Origin of the sequence: Pauljensenia sp. OF14-1SRA (assembly GCF_027694595.1) — a bacterium.
In the GTDB taxonomy this organism is placed as follows: domain Bacteria; phylum Actinomycetota; class Actinomycetes; order Actinomycetales; family Actinomycetaceae; genus Pauljensenia; species Pauljensenia turicensis_B.
This window is the reverse complement of sequence record NZ_JAQEVQ010000007.1, coordinates 58,313-73,514: the sequence shown is the minus strand read 5'-3', so window position 1 is coordinate 73,514 and position 15,202 is coordinate 58,313. Positions and strand designations below refer to the sequence as shown.

The 15,202-nt window shown below is 58.2% G+C and carries 13 protein-coding genes and 1 riboswitch; of the genes, 3 read left to right on the top strand and 10 right to left on the bottom strand.

Translation table 11 applies throughout. The features are described from left to right. Positions 1 to 129: 129 nt before the first annotated feature. From PG731_RS05365 to PG731_RS05345, 5 genes are all read right to left on the bottom strand, one after another. The gene (locus PG731_RS05365) at positions 130 to 993 is read right to left on the bottom strand and encodes a purine-nucleoside phosphorylase (protein WP_270772623.1); all 864 of its coding nucleotides are present in this window, start codon (positions 991 to 993) and stop codon (positions 130 to 132) included. Continuing rightward, complete coding sequence (locus tag PG731_RS05360) at positions 986 to 2,467, bottom strand: purine-cytosine permease family protein (protein WP_438271491.1); 1,482 nt, start codon at positions 2,465 to 2,467, stop codon at positions 986 to 988. The genes PG731_RS05365 and PG731_RS05360 overlap by 8 nt, the downstream gene beginning before the upstream one ends. Before the next feature lie 354 nt (positions 2,468 to 2,821). Then, the gene (locus PG731_RS05355) at positions 2,822 to 3,754 is read right to left on the bottom strand and encodes a universal stress protein (RefSeq protein WP_270772622.1); all 933 of its coding nucleotides are present in this window, start codon (positions 3,752 to 3,754) and stop codon (positions 2,822 to 2,824) included. A gap of 171 nt (positions 3,755 to 3,925) precedes the next feature. Beyond that, entirely contained in the window at positions 3,926 to 4,663 is a 738-nt protein-coding gene (locus PG731_RS05350; RefSeq protein WP_270772621.1) for a C40 family peptidase, read from the bottom strand. 2 nt (positions 4,664 to 4,665) lie between these two features. After that, a riboswitch (cyclic di-AMP (ydaO/yuaA leader) is annotated at positions 4,666 to 4,828 on the bottom strand. A gap of 77 nt (positions 4,829 to 4,905) precedes the next feature. After that, positions 4,906 to 5,583, bottom strand: a complete 678-nt coding sequence (locus PG731_RS05345) for a metal-dependent transcriptional regulator (protein ID WP_270772620.1) — start codon at positions 5,581 to 5,583, stop codon at positions 4,906 to 4,908. A 231-nt stretch (positions 5,584 to 5,814) separates the two neighbouring features. Here PG731_RS05345 and serC point away from each other — a divergent pair, with 231 nt between their 5' ends. Continuing rightward, positions 5,815 to 6,948 carry a phosphoserine transaminase gene (serC, locus tag PG731_RS05340; protein ID WP_270772619.1) on the top strand — a complete coding sequence of 378 codons (1,134 nt, stop codon included), beginning with the start codon at positions 5,815 to 5,817 and terminating at the stop codon, positions 6,946 to 6,948. 129 nt (positions 6,949 to 7,077) lie between these two features. Here serC and PG731_RS05335 read toward each other — a convergent pair whose 3' ends face one another. The 4 genes from PG731_RS05335 to PG731_RS05320 form a co-directional block, all read right to left on the bottom strand. Continuing rightward, entirely contained in the window at positions 7,078 to 8,391 is a 1,314-nt protein-coding gene (locus PG731_RS05335; RefSeq protein ID WP_270772618.1) for an MFS transporter, read from the bottom strand. A gap of 165 nt (positions 8,392 to 8,556) precedes the next feature. Next, positions 8,557 to 10,005 (bottom strand): NCS2 family permease, encoded by a 1,449-nt coding sequence (locus tag PG731_RS05330; RefSeq protein ID WP_270772616.1) that lies wholly within the window; start codon positions 10,003 to 10,005, stop codon positions 8,557 to 8,559. 76 nt (positions 10,006 to 10,081) lie between these two features. Then, entirely contained in the window at positions 10,082 to 10,879 is a 798-nt protein-coding gene (locus tag PG731_RS05325) for a DUF3027 domain-containing protein (protein ID WP_270772648.1), read from the bottom strand. A 55-nt stretch (positions 10,880 to 10,934) separates the two neighbouring features. Further along, on the bottom strand, positions 10,935 to 11,312 hold the full coding sequence (locus PG731_RS05320) for a cold-shock protein (RefSeq protein WP_101628390.1): 378 nt from the start codon (positions 11,310 to 11,312) through the stop codon (positions 10,935 to 10,937). A 162-nt stretch (positions 11,313 to 11,474) separates the two neighbouring features. On the opposite strand from PG731_RS05320, the gene PG731_RS05315 reads away from it, so the two are divergent. Both PG731_RS05315 and PG731_RS05310 read left to right on the top strand, forming a co-directional pair. Further along, a complete protein-coding gene (locus tag PG731_RS05315; RefSeq protein ID WP_270772614.1) occupies positions 11,475 to 13,538 on the top strand; it encodes a TPM domain-containing protein in 2,064 nt (687 codons plus the stop codon). 174 nt (positions 13,539 to 13,712) lie between these two features. Continuing rightward, positions 13,713 to 14,429 (top strand): PspA/IM30 family protein, encoded by a 717-nt coding sequence (locus tag PG731_RS05310; protein WP_101628392.1) that lies wholly within the window; start codon positions 13,713 to 13,715, stop codon positions 14,427 to 14,429. 172 nt (positions 14,430 to 14,601) lie between these two features. Here PG731_RS05310 and PG731_RS05305 read toward each other — a convergent pair whose 3' ends face one another. After that, positions 14,602 to 15,180, bottom strand: a complete 579-nt coding sequence (locus PG731_RS05305; RefSeq protein ID WP_101628393.1) for an NYN domain-containing protein — start codon at positions 15,178 to 15,180, stop codon at positions 14,602 to 14,604. Between the last annotated feature and the right edge of the window lie 22 nt (positions 15,181 to 15,202).

Here is a 15,202-nt window from a genome sequence, read left to right as displayed (position 1 = left end):
ACGAGGCCGCGTACACCGCCACACCACTACCCCATCACCAGCGCAGAACAACACCGCACAAAACCCCGCCGAAACGCACTGGTGGGGCAAGGCCGAAGCCTCACCCCACCAGAAAACGAGTACTGCGAATCAGAGGGCAGCCAAGCACGCGGTAATCGCGTTAGCAACCTTCGGAGCTGCGACGCTCATGGCGCGCAGAACATCCTCGTGTTCGGTTGGTGTGTCATCAAAGCTGAGGTCGGAGACGACGGACAGGCCGCCAACCTCGACGCCCAGCTGGTGGAGCGAGATCGCTTCAAGGATCGTGCTCATACCGACGTTGTCCACACCATTGTTCGCGAGCATCCGCGATTCAGCTGCCGTCTGGAACTCCGGGCCACGCAGCAGGCTGTACGTGCCCACGCGGTCGGTAATCGGAGCCAGGATGCGCGTAATGCGTGGCGACCAGACCTGCCAGATGTCGGTAAACACCGGGCCCTCGAACGGGGAAACACCAGAGAAATTGAAGTGGTCTTCAATCGTCATCACGTCGCCCAGTGTCCAGTTACGCAGGCATCCGCCAGCGTTCGTCAGAATCGCGGCCTTGATGCCGGTCATCGCGCAAACGCGAACCAGCTGACAGATCTGCGTAGGCGTATAGCCTTCATACAGGTGGACGCGACCGGTAGCAACCAAAAGGTGCTTCTCACGACCGGAGTGCACGTTCACGCGCAGGCTCAGCAATTCAGCGCCGTGGCCTTCAACCGCCGGAACCGGAACGCCGGGAAGGTCTGCCAGGGGCAGGCGAGCCTCGATCTGCCCGATTTCGTCCAGCGCATCACGCAGACCGGAGCCGAGAACGACAAGCGCGTCGTGGCGTTCAACGCCGGTACGCGTTGCGATCAGCTGAGCGCCCTTGCGCACCTCGTCCGCTGCCAGCGGATCACGCTGGAAGCAGTAGTCCAACGCTTCACTACGCGCAGCATCCAAGACGGTCACCGATGAATCAGGCACTGCGGTTTTCCTGAGTAGCGATCTTCTTCATGGAAGCCAGCAGGTAAACAACGTAGCCGATGATCAGAGCAAGGATGACACCGATGTTGCCATATGCCCACGGGCCTTCCTTACCACCGAGCATCCACAGCAGGTAGCCCTGCCAGTTGTTCCATGCGGCAGCCTCAGCGAACGAGTTGATCACGAAGCCCCAGCCGATCACGCAAGAGACGGCCATGATGACGATGGAAACCCAGTTGATCGAACCGTAGATGCCCGAAGCGTCGAACAGGGCCTTCTCGTCGTAGTCGGCCTTACGCAGGGTAATGTCGGCCATCATGATGCCTGCCCATGCGGCGAGCGGAACACCCAGGGTGATGAGGAAGGACTGGAACGGGCCGATGAAGTCCGGGGAGAAGAACACGACGAAGATCGTGCCGGCGGTCAGGATGATGCCGTCGATCAGCGAAGCCAGCGGACGAGGCACCGTGATGCCCAGCGTCAGCAGGGTCAGACCGGAGGAGTAAATACCGTTGATTGCGCCCGACAGCAGGGACAGGATTGCGGTCAGCAGGAACGGAATGAGGAACCAGGTCGGCAGCAGGTTAGCCAGTGCTCCAACCGGGTCGCCGCCGATGGCATCGGACAGGTCAGCGTCAGAACCGGCGAGCATGAGGCCGAAGGTAATCAGGACGACCGGGCCGAGCGAGCCACCGAAGGTGTTCCAAAAGACGATGGACTTACCATCGGCGTCACGGCTCTGGTAGCGCGCCCAGTCAGCAGCAATGTTGACCCAGCCAAGACCCATGCCGGTCATGACCATGGTGGCGGCACCGATCGTTGCAGCCAGCGAACCGGATTCGATTGCGCCGAGTGCGGACCAGTCGATGTGCGGGACGACCAGGATGATGTAGATGATTGTGGTGATACCGGTTAGCCAAGTGAGGACTGCCTGCATCTTCATGATGATGTGGTAGCCGGCAACTGCGCCGAGAACGATGAGCGCTGCGACGACAACGGCGGCAACGATCTTGACGGCGTTGCCGTCTTCGCTCGACCAGCCGAGGCGGACGAACACGGTGGAGGTCGCTAGGACGGCGGTGATGGCGAGGGAGGTTTCCCAGCCGATAGAGGTCAGCCACGAGAAAATACCGGGGATCTTCGCGCCGTTCACGCCGAAGGCGGAGCGGGACATGACCATGGTCGGCACAGAGCCACGCTTACCACCAAGGGCGATGACACCACAGATGATGAAGGAGACAACGACACCAATGATGGTGACGATGACTGCCTGTGCGAAGGAGATTCCGAAGCCGAGAACCCATGCGCCGTAGCTCATGCCGAACACGGAGATGTTCGATGCGAACCAGGGCAGGAACAGGTTATGGGGCTTAGCGGTACGTTCTTCGTCGCTGATGATTTCAATGCCGGCGGTTTCGATGCCGGACTGGGAAACAGAGCGGGTTGAGTCCGCTGCCATTTCTGGCGTGCTCATAGACGTTCCTTGTCTGTGTAGATCAGGGCGAACCGCAGGATCGGCAGTTCGCACCGAATTAGACTAGACCATTATTAAGTATTAGTGACACTCCCTCGGCCACACGTCAGAAAACCGGGGGCATTTTTCGCACATTGGTGCGCTCTTTGGGGTACGAGGCCGCTCACCCCCCACCCGATCTCTCAGCATATTTCGGGGCGGATCATGAGTTTCTCACGGCCTCTACGAGCCTCTCTGGGGCATCTAGAACGGAAAGCCTTGTGGCAACACAATGGTGCCTGGGCGGGGAACCCGCCCAGGCACCATCCATCAAAACAACTCGCTCTTCGCGCGAGCCATCGGCTGAGTCAAGCGTCAGCGACGCTCCCACGTCGGCGCCTTCGCTGACTGCGCCTTGCCCAGGTGATCAGACGGAACAATCATCACGGGGCATGTTGAGTGACTGAGTACCGTCTGCGCGGTCGAGCCGAGCAAGACGCCTGCCAAGCCGCCGCGGCCTCGTGTACCGACAACGACCAGATCAACCGCTGTCGAAAACTCAATCAACAGCGAGGCAGGCGACCCGTCCAGCGCATGGCGCGCAACCTCCATGTCGCGACCGTTGAGCGCCTGGTCAATGGCGGCACCCATTGCGGTGCGGACATCTTTCAACAGGTTGGAGTGATCCAAACCGGTCGGCGCCCACGTCATCATGGACGTGCCCGAAGCAATCGGAACAGCCGAAACAGCGGTCAGTCGAGCTCCCCATGTGGATGCTTCATCAATCGCGCGACGCAGAGCCGACGAGGGAACCTCGGTACCATCCACACCGACAACGACACGTTCGATCGGCATGAAGCACTTGCCGGACGTATGGCGAGGAACGATGACAACCGGGCACTTCGCGTGTGCCGGCAGCGCGGACGAGACCGTGCCAAGAAGACGATCAGCGAAAGAACCGCCTCCACGCGAGCCGACAACAACTAAATCGACTTCGCGTGACATTTCAACCAGAACGCCCGCCGGGTCGCCCGGCTCAATAGATGAAGTGACCTTTCCTAGGCCACGCTCTTTCGCTGCTGCGACCGCTTCTTCAACGACCTGCTGGGCGCCACGTTTCAGGGCCTCATCGTCGAGGACCGCGTAGCCACCATCCAGCGCCGCCGCCGAATAGGATGCCAATGCGTAGGTGCAGAGAACGTGGACACGCCCGCCCGTGCGTAGTGCGCGGTCAGTGGCCCATTTGACGGCCGCGATGGACTCCGTTGAACCATCAACGCCGACCAGGATGACTTCGGTGGATGCCATGATGCCTCCTCGTGACTTACATCACTTACCATTGTGCACCACATCGCGATTTTCCGAAACCGATAACAGAACTTTTACCTGTTCAATAGGGGTTAGTAGACAAAAACTAGAGCGAAAGAACCGAAGTTCTTTCGCTCTAGTTGAAGTATGCGCTCTTAACGAACGTTGAGCTCAGTAACGGACGAACATGCCACCCGCACGAACGGGCGAAACCTTAGAGAGAGAACCCGGGACGGTGGCTTCCACCATCTGGCCATTACCAATGTAGATGGCAACGTGACCCGAATAAGCAACCAAGTCGCCAGGCTGAGCTTCGCCGGCCGAAACCTGGATACCACCGGCAGCCTGCGCGCCGGAGGAGTGCGGAAGGCTGATGCCCGCAGCGGCGTATGCCAGCATGGTCAGACCCGAGCAGTCAAGACCACCGTAGGAAGCACCACCGTAGACGTAGGGGATGCCGGTCAGAGCAAGAGCAGCGGCAACAATAGAAGATCCGGCAGCGTTGTACGCAGCGGCGGTTGCAGCGGTCGAAACACTGAGGTCTTCACGAGCCTCGGAACGATCCGCGGCGACAGTTTCTTCAGCGACCGGAGTAGCGGCAGCAGGAGCTTCTGCGGTCGCGACCGGAGCTTCTGATTTCCATTCAATATCCGCAACGGAAACGGTGACACCAGTTGCTTGAGGAGCGGTGGTCGTGGTGGGAGCAGCTTCCCGATCGCCACTAGGAGCAGAAACGGTGACAGCGTTTGCGGCGCCACCAACAACTGCAGTCAGAGCAAGACCGGTCACTGACGCAATTGCCACCGGGCGGATCGGGCTGAGTGACGTGATCGTGTCAGTGAGTTCAACGATCGGCGCCATTGGGCGACGCGCCTTGCGGTGACGTGGCGCAGGTTTGACGTTCGTCAAGAATGTTCTCCTTTTGCCCCTTCGAGGTCAGCTGTCGGATTCGAGCAGGAGAGCCCGGCTTGGTTTCCCAAGCTTCACCCCAAGGCCACAAGGGCCGAATTGGTTCCCCCGAGTTGGATCACATGAACCGGACCCTTCACGATCCAACTTCGGTAAATGAAGGACGGCTGGTCTATCGACCGTTATGAACTTTATACCTTTGACCCCCAAATGTCACGCAAAGGTAACGAAGTGGGGTCAAATCACATTTCGACTACTAGATGTGGTGCCAGCGCCAGAGGAATTCGGAAGCTGGAATCAATGCCAGAGGCATCCTGATCGGCGCGCGCAATCCGCACATAATCACCTTCTCCGCGCAGGATAATGCTGGTTCCAGGACCAATCTTTGCCGCAGCAAAATCAGCGATGATGTCATGTTCAGCCTGGATAGGTTCACCGATACGAACGAGTCTCACAATTTGGTCGTCGTGGGCGCGCACCGCAAGTTCCGCAGACTGCCCACCGACCTCGACGCCCATTCCGGGAATCGGGTTACCGTAGGGATCCGTTGTCGGATCCTTCAAAAGCTCAAGCAGACGACCTTCAACCTTGTCGGACATGACGTGTTCCCAACGGCATGCTTCATCGTGCGCACACGCCCAATCCAAACCGATGACGTCGATCAGGAGTCGTTCAGCCAAGCGATGCTTACGAACGACCTCTACAGCCTGCTTACGCCCTTCTTCAGTCAGCTCCAATCGACGATCACCTAGAACGTGCAGAAGTCCGTCGCGTTCCATGCGAGCAACGGTCTGCGAAACGGTCGGACCTGAGTGATCAAGTCGTTCAACGATGCGTGCACGCAGGGGCGTCACCCCGTCCTCTTCCATTTCAAAAATGGTCTTGAGGTACATCTCTGTGGTGTCGATGAGGTCACCCACGGCGGTTCCTTTCCTACGATGAATCCCTACACGATTTGTGCATCGTTCAAAGGTTTTCAGGTACTTAAGAGAATATGAGTTATCGAGTATTTTTACCTGACGAATGTCATTTCCGCTGATATCGCGCCAAACGGTGGACAGACATACGCGGTGAGCACCCAAGGTATTTAGCACCATACGTGTCATGGAATATGTTCCGCGAGCGCATCTAGTGCGACTAAGTTTGAGCCTATGGAGACATTCCCCCCGATTCCTGCTTCTATCCTTCCTGCTGACGGCCGCTTTGGTTCCGGCCCGTCGCGCGTGCGCCCGGCGCAGATTGATGCGTTGAAAACACCTAGGTTGATGGGGACCTCGCACCGCAAGTCCCCGGTGAAGAATGTTGTCCATTCAATCCGCGAGGGATTGACGACCTTGTTCAATCTTCCCGATGGCTATGAAGTCACCCTTGGTAACGGTGGCGCATCAGCGTTTTGGGACGTGGCGGCAGCCTCGCTCATTCGCAAGCAGGCCGCATTCGCAACCTTCGGGGAGTTCGGCGCGAAGTTCGCCACAGAGGTAGACAAGGCCCCGCATCTCGCCGACGCGCTTCGCGTTGAAGGTCAGCTGGGCACCGTTGTCACGCTCACGGGGAACGAGGCCGGAACCGCTGGGGAAGAACCCGATGCTTTTGGCTATCCGCACCATGAGACCTCGACAGGCACAATCAGCCGGGTGAACCGTATCGGTGGTGAAGACGCATTGACTCTGGTGGATGCGACCTCGATCGCCGGCGCTGCGCACGTTGATATTGCCAACACCGACGCCTATTACTTCTCTCCCCAAAAGGCTTTCGCCTCTGACGGTGGCCTGTGGGTGGCGGTCCTCTCCCCTGCAGCCGTCGAGCGCGCACAAGAATTGCATGGGGCGACCGACCGTTGGATACCGACCTTCTTCGACCTTTCGGTGGCGATTTCAAACTCGCGTAAGGATCAGACGCTGAATACGCCGGCCGTGGCGACGCTGATCATGATGGATCAACAAATCCAGTGGATGAATGCCGGTGGTGGCTTAGAAGCGATGGAAGCGCGCTCTCGCGCCGCTTCCGACCTGATTTACGCCTGGGCCGACGCCTCGTCAGTCGCTCACCCCTTCGTTGAGAATAAGGACTGGCGCTCCCCCGTTGTCGTCACCGTTGAATTCGACGACGTGGTCGATGTGAGGGTCCTGTCTGACGGTCTGAGAGCATCGGGCATCGTCGACATTGATGCCTACCGCGGGGTTGGTCGCAACCAGCTCCGCATCGCGACATGGCCCTCGACTCCGACTTCGGACGTCGAAGCGCTTCTGGAGTCGATCGATTGGGCGCTCGAACGAGCCCTGTGACTCCAAAGATCAGCCCAGGCCTCGTCGATCGCGATAATCCACCCAGGCGAACGTGGACGCAACCGGGAACATGATGAGGTCCTACTAGGCGCAACCTGCACGACGCTCAACGCGCAGGCGCTTGCCACGCTACTTTCCGGTCGCGTTCCGTTCAGCTTCAGCGACCAGAGCAGCCACGTATGCGCGCTCCGCGGGGCCTTCGACCTCGATCGGGTGCGTCGAAACGTGGAACTTGACGCGGTAATTCCAATGAATCAGACCCCACACGCCCGCGATAACTCCGACCGCTAGGGAAGCCCCACCGCCGACAAGAATCGACCAGCGCGCACCAAACTGCTCGCCCACCCAACCGATGAAGGGCGACCCGATCGGCGTCGCGCCCAAGAAAATCATCGAATAGAGAGCCATCACGCGACCGCGAACAGTCTCATCCGTGGTGATCTGAATAGTCGCATTCGCTGCCGTCACCATGGTCAGCATCGCAAGCCCCGTCGGGATTGCAAGAACAGCAAACGACTCATACGTCGGAGCCAAAGCCAACACAATTTCAAGCAGACCATAAATCGCCGCACCCGACACGATCAGACGCAGTCGCGGCTGAGCGCGACGCGCAGCAAGAAGTGAACCGCTCAGAGCTCCCACTGCCATAAACGAACCCAGGATGCCGTACTCGCCCGCAGCCTTGCCGTAGACCTCAGTCGCCATCAGGGCACTGGTGAGCTGGAAGTTCATGCCCAAACCTGACACGACCGCTACGATCACCAGGATCAGCACAATGTCGGGACGATTCTTCACATAGGAAACGCCCTCGCGAATCTGGCCAGGCGAACGCTTCACAACCTTGCGGGGAACCAAATCCGCAGAACGCATCAACGCAAGCGTCAAAACCGGAGCAAAGAACGCAACAGCGGTCACGATCATCACCCAGCCAGTACCGATCGCATCAATCAACAAACCGGAAACAGCCGGGCCAATCAGACGCGCAGCATTAAAGGCCGTCGAGTTCAAACCGACAGCGTTCGACAAAGACACTGGTGGAACCAGTTCAGACACGAATGCCTGGCGCGCAGGTGAATCAATCGCGCCAGCAACGCCACCCAACAACGCCAACACATACACATGCCAAAGCTGGGCTGTATTCGTCAGAATCAGCACGCCCAAAATCAAGCCCAAGAGCGCGTTCGCCAACTGCATCGCCTGCAGCAGAGCGCGACGATTCAGACGATCAGCAAGCAAACCGGCCCACGGGGACAACACCAGAATCGGCAGGAACTGCAAAGCGGTGACAACACCCACTTGCGTGCCAGAGTTCTGAGTCAGAACGGTCAGAACCAGCCAGTCTTGCGCAACCCTCTGCATCCACATGCCCGTCGAGGCAATAATGTTTCCGAAGAACCACAATCGGAAGTTGAAGTAACGCAACGAATGGAAAGTACGTGACACGCGCGGATGCACCTCCCTAGTTTTTTCTAAGACCTAAGAAATAACTGTTTCAAGCATACGGAAAGCCCCACGGCAATGCACCGTGGGGCTTTCCATGTGGACGATTGGTGATCGGTCAAGCAGAGCATCACGCCTCTGCACATCACACAATCTGTTGCGAGGAGATCAGACTCCCAGCAGAGCTTGGATCGGCCCAAGCAGGAAGTAGACGACGAAGAGGATCGAAGCCAGCCACATGAGCGGGTGAACCTTCTTCGCACGGCCAAGAACAACCTGGATGACGGTGTGAGTAATGAAGCCAACGCCGATACCGACGGAAACGGAGTAACCGAAGGGCATGAAGGCGATGGTCATGAACGACGGAAGAGCGATTTCCGGGGCCTGCCAATCGATCTCGGCAACCTGGGTCATCATCAGGAAGCCAACGAAGACCAGAGCGGTCGAAGCGGCTTCGGTGGGGACGAGCTCCATGAGCGGCGCAAGGAAGGTCGAGAGGAGGAAGAGGATACCGGTGACAACAGATGCAAGACCTGTGCGTGCGCCTTCAGCGACACCCGCTGCAGACTCAATGTAGGAGGTGTTCGAGGAAACGCCACCGAAACCACCAGCGGCGGCGGCAAGGGAGTCGATCACCAGGATTTCGCGGGTCTTCGGTGGGTTGCCCTCTTTGTCGAGCAGGTTACCTTCGGCACCGACGGCGACCATCGTGCCCATCGTGTCGAAGAAGTCAGCCAGCATGAGCGAGAAGATCAGCAAGGCGACGGAAACAATGCCTACCTTGCCAAATGCGCCGAACATGTCGACCTTGCCGAGCGTGTCGAACACGGGGACAGCAACAGGTGAACCATCGAGAGTCGGAACGGTCTGGCCCCAACCGGTAGCGTTCTCATCCGATTTCATACCAAGGTGAAGAACGGCTTCGACGATGACGGCCAGAATCGTCGAAGAGACGATTGAGATGAAGACGGCGCCCTTGACCTTACGGATGTAGAGGACGAAGGTCAGGAACAGGCCGAAGACGAAGACCAGGGTCGGCCAGCCCTGCAGGGAGCCGTTGATGCCCAGCTGAACCGGGGTGGAGCCTGCACGGACGATACCGGCGTCAACCAGACCGATAAGAGCGATGAAGAGGCCTAGACCAACGGTCAGAGCGGTCTTCAGCTGATGAGGAACAGCCTTAAACACTGCCTCACGGAAGCCGGTGAGAACCAGGATCAGGATGATGATGCCTTCCCATGCGACAAGGCCCATGGCCTCTGCATAGCTCAGGCCCATGCCTATAACCATGGTGAAAGCAACGACGGCATTGAGACCCAGACCGGCAGCAAGTGCCAGCGGGTAGTTGGCGACAACACCCATGAGGATAGTCATGACGCCTGCAACAAGCGCGGTACCTGCCGCAATACCCTGGGCAGTAATAGAGCCATCCTCCGGCAGTGCTGCCCCGAGGATGGCTGGGTTCACGACAAGAATGTAGGCCATAGCGAAGAACGTGACGACACCGCCACGAATTTCCTGGCCGATCGAAGATCCGCGTTCGCTGATCTTGAAGAACGAATCAATTGAACCTTTGGCCGCTGATTGGGATGAAGCGGCAGTCTGTTGTGTGCTCACGAACTCATCGTGCCAACACGCGAAACTCACAGGCAAGAATCGTGTCAGGCGCCACAACACAATGTGGACACCGTGCCTACGAGGTCACATTCACGGGCATTTTCTCGGTGTCCAGTGCACCGTCGTCAATACGCGACGGGCGAACCGACCACTGGGTTCCCTGCTTGGCAACATCAGTTTCCGAGTGCGCACCGCAGGTGTGATCGAGGCTGACCACGCGACCATCATCGGGAGCCCATTCGTTGGCGCATACACCGAACACCGTGCGCATCGAGCCCGACAATTTCACCAAGAAACCACAGGTCGAGCATGAGTTACGTGGCGGGCGAGACGACTTCGGTCCCTGCTCAGACTTGTACCAGCGATCAACGGCAGCACTACGGCCTTCTTCGGACAGGACGCGCTTGCGACCCAAGCCGATTTCCTTCAGCTCCGGGTAGTCAATGTCCTCGCCGACATCTTGGAAGGACTGCTCAAGGCGGGCATCTTCTGCCTGGTAGGGCAGGATATCGTCACGCGACAGATCGCCTGGACGCAGACGGTCTTCCCACGGGATCCACTGCGGAGCAAGCAACGCACCATCGCGAGGAACCATGTCGACCTCACACACGGTCGCGTGACGCGAACGCGGAATGCGCGCAACCGTCACTGCCCACGCCCAACCGACATAGCCGTCGTCGGTGGAAGCGAAATAGTGGGTTCCGATGCGCTCTGAGTCCATGACGAACCCAAGGTGTTCGCCGATGGGACGCGGGTGGGCAACAGCCTTCGCGGATTCAAGAGCGACCTCGACCGCTTGGGCAAGAATCGCGTCCTTCTTCGGGGTGCGCACCGCTACCTTATGCGTTGAACGCGAGCGCGATGAAGCTCTCATCGTTGTGTCATTGACGGGCGTCTGGGGTGCAGGCGCAGTATCGCCAGCGTGTGTGTCAGGCATCGAAATCCTCGGCTACTGCTTTAAGAACCTTCGCAATCTGAGGCGCGTTCTCGGGGTATTTCCCGCGACGCAAGCTGGTCGAGGAAGCATCGAGCAGTTTGATGAGGTCCTCAATCACGGGGACCATGGCTTCAGGCTTGCGGTGGCGCGCCGCCGCAAGCGACTTCTTTGGGGCCAGGATACGAACAGTCAATGCCTGTGGACCCTTGCGTCCGTCAGCAACACCGTACTCGACGCGCGTCCCCGGCTTCACCGTTTCAATTCCTTCGGGGAGCGCCGAAACGTGCAGGAATACTTCCACACCGTCGTCACCACCGATGAAGCCGAAGCCACGATCAGCATCGAAGAACTTCACCTTGCCAGTAGGCATGTTGCTCCCCTTCCTCTAGGAATCATTCGTTTTGTTCGTTCTGCCATTCTAATGTGCCCGCCAGCCTAATGCGCTACATGCTTTCAGCGCCAAATGAATACGGGGCGGGTAACATCGAATTATTGAACGCTTGCAGGTCGGCTCAAAGGTCAGGAGATCCCCATGTCGTTCCGTTCCGCTGTTTCGCGTGCGTGCGCCAGCGTCGTTGCCGGTATCGCCCTGATTGCAGGCCTTGGTGCGCCAGCACTTGCCACATCCCCGGTCACTATTTCGACGTCGGTGACCGACCCTTCGGGTTGGCTCTCCGACTCTCAAGTTTCGGAAATATCCTCTTCCGCGGACGAGGCCGGGTCTGCCGGTTTGCAGGTTTATTTCGTGACGGTTCCCGATTTTTCGGGTGCGGAGCCAATTGAATGGTGCAAGACTTCGGGTGTGAACTCCGGATTGTCGAATCAGTCGATCGTCTACGTGATTGCCTATAAAGAGCGCATGTTCACAACGTGTGGCAACGCTGATCAGCAGGTTGTCACCGATTCGGATATCACGCGCGCAACGTCGGCTGCAAAGAGAGTTCTTGCTAAGTCGAATCCTCTGGACGCTGATACGACGACGGATGCAGCAACAACCTTTATTTCAACGTTGACGTCAACTGTGACAGGTCAGGCCTCGTCCTCTTCTTCACACTCTTCGTCGACCGGCGTTCCTTCCTCTGGGAAGTCGGGATTCGGGTGGATCCGCACCGTTGTTGTCTTTGTCGTTGTCGTTATCGGTGGACTGATTGTGTTCTTCGTGAAGCGCAACAAGGTGAAGGGCGCTTCAACCCCCGCTCCGAAGGCAACCGCTGACCACCCTTGGGCACCCGGCGATCAGCTTCCGTCATTGACCGAGGATCAGGTACTGGCCCTGACCAACCAATCATCGACTCTGCTCCTTCAGGCAGACGAACTGGTACGTTCGGCCGCTGATGAGCTTGATTTCGCGCGCGCTCAGTTCGGTGAAACGAAGACCGACGCATATGTAAAGGCACTTTCTGCCGCTCAAGCGGGCATCGCGAAGGCATTTACTGCCCAGCAAACGATGAACGAGGCCCCCGATTCTCGTTCGCGTACCGAGGCTGCGCTCACGCTGCAACATGAGTTGAACCAGGTCATGCCAGCTTTGGTTGAGCAACAGAAGGCATTCAGCCAGCTTCGCGATGAAGAGGCAAGCGTTCCCACGCAGGCCACGGACGTGAAGACGCGCATTCTAGAGGCAATCGCAGCGTTGCCCAGCGTGGAAGCTGAGCTCACCGCCCTTCAGACGCTGTACTCGTCCACGACCGTTGCCTCGTTGATGGACAATCCTCAGCAGGCACGCGCTCTCCTTGATTCAGCGTCGGTCGCTGCGAATCAAGCAACCTCCCTCGCAACCTCTGATCCGTCAGCAGCACTGGTGCAGCTCGATATTGCTCGCCGAGCACTCGCGATGGCGGGACACCAGACCGAAGCAATCATGAGCGCCAAGCACGACCTCGCTGCCGCGAACGAGGTTCTGACGAAGGCAATTGCTTCGATCACCTCGGATCTTTCCGACGTGACGACCCTGAAGGCAGACTCAGCAGCGTTCGCACCGCTTGTTGCCGAAGCACAGAAGGCTGTAGCCAAGGCTCAAAGCGCACGCGCCGGAAGTGGTGACCCGCTGGCTGCGCTGGAAAACCTACGTTTGGCCGAATCTCAGCTGGACGCCGCGCTTGAACCACTTCGTTCTCAGGCTGACGCAAGAGAACGCAAGGTCCAGGCAGCACGGAACGCCGTGTCCGACGCTCAAGCCCAGTACGCGCGAGCTAACTCTTACATTCAGGGACGCCGGGGCGTCATCCCGTTGGATGTCCGTTCCACACTCGCTGAGGCTAAGGCTGAACTCGATCAGGCTGTTGCACTTGTCCAAACTGACCCCGATCAGGCAATGACCCTGGCGAAGAACGCACGTAGCGTGGCCCTTACCGTGTTGTCAACCCCGATTAACGATCCCTCGTATGGGCAGGCTGGTCAGTTCAGACACCACACGAATGGAAGCGGTGGAATCTTCACCGATAACACCGGCCTTGGCCATGCCCTGCTGTGGTCTGTCCTGATGAATGCCGGTCATAGCCTCGGGCAAGGAGGAAGCGGAGGCGGGTTCTCCGGTGGCGGATTCTCTGGCGGAGGCTTCGGCGGATTCGGTGGCGGTAGCTCCGGCTCCTTCTGATCTGAACATGCGGCTGGTGTCCTGCAGGAACGCCCCGCAGGGCAGCAGCCATCTCGGCTCCACCTTCACACCGAACGGATATACAGCCCGTTCACAGGAAGTATTCAGCGTCACACTCTAAAATGGAGGTGACGCGCGATAATCGCGCGACCCATCCAGCGAAGGACACAAACAATGGCAGAAAAGCAGTCCATCATCGGTCGCATTTCCCAGCTCGCAAAAGCAAACATCAACGCCCTCCTGGATCGCGCTGAAGATCCGGCAAAGATGCTTGACCAGTTGATCCGCGACTACACGAACTCCATCGCAGAAGCTGAAACCGCAGTCGCCCAGACTGTCGGCAACCTGCGTCTAGCAGAAAAAGACCACGAAGAAGACGTTGCCGCAGCAGCTGACTGGGGTCGCAAGGCTCTGGCCGCTTCGCAGAAGGCAGACGAAATGCGCGCTGGGGGCGATACTGCAGGCGCTGACAAGTGGGACAAGCTCGCCAAGGCAGCGATCGGCAAGCAGATCACCTTTGAAGGCGAAGCCAAGGACGCAGAGCCAATCATCGCCTCGCAGACCGAGGTTGTTGAGAAGCTCAAGACCGGCCTTGCTCAGATGAAGGATAAGCTCGAAGAACTCAAGTCCAAGCGCGATCAGCTGGTGGCACGCCAGAAGACCGCCGAGGCCCAGACCAAGGTCAATGACGCTGTCGCATCTATCAACGTGCTCGATCCGACGTCAGAGCTCGCACGCTACGAAGACCGTGTCCGTCGCGCCGAAGCACTGGCACAGGGTCAGGCAGAGGTCGCGGCCTCATCCCTCGACGCACAGTTTGCAGAACTCGAAACCGACGCCTCCGAGATTGAAATCGAAGCGCGCCTGGCAGAGCTCAAGAACAAGGGCTGATCGCTCAGCTCGAACATCATTGCGACCAGCGAGTAGCTGAATCAAACAGAAGTGGTGTGGGGCAGAACCCCCACACCACTTCTGTTTGAGGTTTGACGGCCTATCCAGTGTCTGACCGCCTTCATGACATAGGCATACTGACGCGCAGGCTCCGAACAGTCGAGCTGGCGGTTTACAGGTAGTCGAACGGGTTGAAGTCGTCGACGTCGATGATGCTCAGTCGCGGTAGAGTCACCTGGAATGCGTGCAGATCGTATTCGAGGTCAAGGATCTCCAAGCCCTTGGCTTCCAGCTCGTGGAAAGTGGTCGCCAGGAATTCGCGGAAGCAGAGGATCGCGACACGACGTCCCTGATCCAGCAGACGCTCAACCTGAGGAGCGAAATCAGCGTCATGGCTAGCAAGAATGACCGAGCCCGAGTCCAGCTCTGAGATCGCATCCATCGTGCGTTGCAAACCAAGGTCAACGACCTTCATGTCAGCAGGACCCGAAAGCGGGATCACCGAGTAGTTCATGGCAATGAGCGCCTGAACGAATCCCATCGGTAGCGAACCGGAAGAACCGTTGAGGAAGAAGAGGCCCTTCGCTTCACTTCCCCAGTGTTCTTCGGCGCCTTCAAGGACTCGATTCCAGCGCGGGCGTTCCTCTTGATTCGGACGACGATCCAACACTGACATACCAAGAGTGGCATCGATATTTTCACCGTCAACGATCAAGTAGGTTTTTTCTTCGTTAGATGAATAGTTATCCATACGATCAAGATTAAAAGGTTTT

Excerpts from the sequence above, each read along its gene's own strand:
- PG731_RS05360 (WP_438271491.1), bottom strand. The coding sequence starts at position 2,467 with ATGAGCACGCCAGAAATGGCAGCGGACTCAACCCGCTCTGTTTCCCAG.
- PG731_RS05355 (WP_270772622.1), bottom strand. The coding sequence starts at position 3,754 with ATGGCATCCACCGAAGTCATCCTGGTCGGCGTTGATGGTTCAACGGAG.
- serC (WP_270772619.1), top strand. The coding sequence starts at position 5,815 with ATGGAGACATTCCCCCCGATTCCTGCTTCTATCCTTCCTGCTGACGGC.
- PG731_RS05325 (WP_270772648.1), bottom strand. The coding sequence starts at position 10,879 with ATGAGAGCTTCATCGCGCTCGCGTTCAACGCATAAGGTAGCGGTGCGC.
- PG731_RS05320 (WP_101628390.1), bottom strand. The coding sequence starts at position 11,312 with ATGCCTACTGGCAAGGTGAAGTTCTTCGATGCTGATCGTGGCTTCGGC.
- PG731_RS05315 (WP_270772614.1), top strand. The coding sequence starts at position 11,475 with ATGTCGTTCCGTTCCGCTGTTTCGCGTGCGTGCGCCAGCGTCGTTGCC.
- PG731_RS05310 (WP_101628392.1), top strand. The coding sequence starts at position 13,713 with ATGGCAGAAAAGCAGTCCATCATCGGTCGCATTTCCCAGCTCGCAAAA.
- PG731_RS05305 (WP_101628393.1), bottom strand. The coding sequence starts at position 15,180 with ATGGATAACTATTCATCTAACGAAGAAAAAACCTACTTGATCGTTGAC.